Raw genomic sequence first — 2,436 nt, forward strand, 5'->3', positions numbered from 1 at the left:
TCATCGATGCGGCGCTGGCGCGCCCGCCTGCCGATGACCTGTTCCTTGTCGTGGCCCGCGCGCGCGCGTTGGCGGGGTTCCTTGCCACCCCTGATGGCGAGAACCTTGTCCAAGGGTTTCGTCGCGCGGCCAATATCTTGCATCAGGCCGAAAGCGCCGATGGGGTCGAATACCGCTATGGCGCGGATGTGAAATTCGCGGAAACCCCTGAGGAAAAAGCGCTTTTCGCGGCCCTTGCCACAGCCGAAGCGGCGATCAAACCCGCCCTTGCGGCCGAGGATTTCGCCGCCGCCATGACCCAGATGGCCAGCCTGCGCGCGCCCATCGACGCGTTTTTCGAGGCGGTGCAGGTCAATGCCGAGAACCAGATCGTGCGGCGCAACCGCCTGAACCTGCTGCATCGGATCGTAGAAACCTGCGGTGCTGTGGCCGATCTGTCCAAGCTTGAGGGTTGAGGCGGCGGGTGATCAGAAAACAATGATGGGCGGACCGATGGTTTTGCTGGACACTTCGCCCTGTGGTTGTATCTAATGCTGCAGGTGCAAACGAGGCATCCATGCTGACCACGCCCGACTTCACCGAAGTGACACCCACCGCCGAATTGCGGACCTCGACGCATGGCAACCGCGCGAAGTGCTTGCAGCGGTTGATGCGGCTGGGCCTGCCCGTGCCGCGCACCGTGGCCTTGGGCTTTGACACCGTGCGCGCCATCGCCGCTGGGCGTCTGCCCGATATGCAATCGCTGATCGGCGTCTTCGGCCCCGGCGCACTTGTCTCGGTGCGCTCCTCCTCGCAGATGGCCGATTGGGGCGGGCCGGGGACGATCCTCAATATCGGGATGAGCGATGCGAAAGCCGCCGAACTGGCCCAGACGCATGGCCAAGATGCCGCCGACGCGCTCTATGTCAGCTTCATCCGCTCTTACGCGGTTGATGTGCTGAGGCTTGATGCCGATGGCTATGAGGGGACGATGACACCCCGGCTGGCCAAGGCGGAGTTCGAGACCGAAACCGACGATCCCTTTCCCCAAGACCCGGCCGAGCAATTGGCCGAGGTGCTGAAATCCATGGCGCGCGCATGGGAAGGCACGACCGCGCGATTGCTCAGGCAAGCGCAGGGCGCACCTGTCGATGCCGGGCTGGGGCTGGTGGTGCAGGAAATGGCGCTGGGCATTGGCCAAGGCTTGTCCGGCTCGGGCGTGGTGCAGTTCGCCGCCCCCGATACGGGTGCGGCCCAGGTGACGGGCCGCTGGCTGCCACAGGCCCAAGGCCGCGCGGCGCTGTCGGAAAGCGATGCGCAATTCATCGTACAAGACCCACGCGGTCGCGCGCTGGAGGATGTGGCCCCCGAGATCGTTGCCGACCTCTGCGCGGCGGGGCGGCTGACGCGCGAGCGGTTGCGCGAAGAGATGCAGTTGGAATTCACCTTGATGAACGGCCAGCTTGCCATTCTGGATGCGGTCAAAAGCCCCCGCTCGGGCCGGGCTGAAGTGGCGATTGCCGTGGCCTTGGCCGAAGATGGGATCATTACCCGCGACGAGGCGATGCTGCGCATCCCGCCCTTCACGCTCAACCAGCTCTTGCACCGCCAAGTGGCGCCGGGTGCGGTGCGCGATGTGCTGACGCGCGGGATCGCGGGCGCGCCGGGGGCAGCGACCGGTAAGATCGTGTTTTCGGCCAGCGTAGCACAAGCGATGGCCGCGCAAGGCGAGGCTTGCATCCTCGTGCGGCGCGAAACCAGCCCCGAGGATATTCGCGGCATGCATGCCGCCCAAGCGATCCTGACCGAGCGGGGCGGCATGACCAGCCATGCCGCGGTCATCGCGCGCGGTCTTGGCCTGCCTTGCGTGACGGGGGCGATCCGGCTGCAACTGGATGCGCGCAAAAAGACCCTGACCGTGCCGGGGCGGCGCATTTTCCACGAAGGTGATGTGATCACGCTGGACGGATCGACCGGCGATATTCTGGTAGGCAGTGTTCCCTTGGTCGAGCCGGCCTTGGGGGGCGCATTCGCCACCTTGATGGATTGGGCCGATGCCGCGCGCGATATCGGCATCCGCGCCAATGCCGACACACCCGAGGATGCGGCGATGGCGCAGCGCTTCGGCGTCGACGGGATCGGGCTGTGCCGCACGGAACATATGTTCTTTGACCCCGCGCGCCTGACCGTGATGCGCGAGATGATCTTTGCCGAGAACCCGGCCGACCGCGCCGCAGCGCTTGACCGGCTTTTGCCGATGCAGCGGGCCGATTTCATCGAGCTTTTCCAGATGATGCAGGGCCAGCCGGTCACGATCCGCCTGTTCGATCCGCCCTTGCATGAATTCCTGCCCGGTGACCGCGACGGTATCCGCGCGCTGGCCGAGGCGCTGGACCTGCCCGTTAGCCGGGTGCAGGCGCGCATCGAAAGCTTGCAGGAATTCAACCCGATGCTGGG

At 65.6% G+C, this 2,436-nt stretch carries 2 protein-coding genes; both read left to right on the forward strand.

Going from position 1 to position 2,436, the window contains the following annotated elements:
- Nucleotides 1-455, forward strand: a 455-nt coding sequence (locus tag KG698_RS15025) for a DALR anticodon-binding domain-containing protein (RefSeq protein WP_300984193.1), incomplete at its 5' end; no start/stop codon positions are given.
- A 101-nt stretch (nt 456-556) separates the two neighbouring features.
- Nucleotides 557-2,436: PEP-utilizing enzyme (locus KG698_RS15030; protein WP_213686356.1), on the forward strand; the 1,880-nt coding region annotated here is incomplete at its 3' end.

The sequence above is a fragment of the Roseicyclus sp. genome, from assembly GCF_018402035.1.
Taxonomy (GTDB): Bacteria; Pseudomonadota; Alphaproteobacteria; order Rhodobacterales; family Rhodobacteraceae; genus Roseicyclus.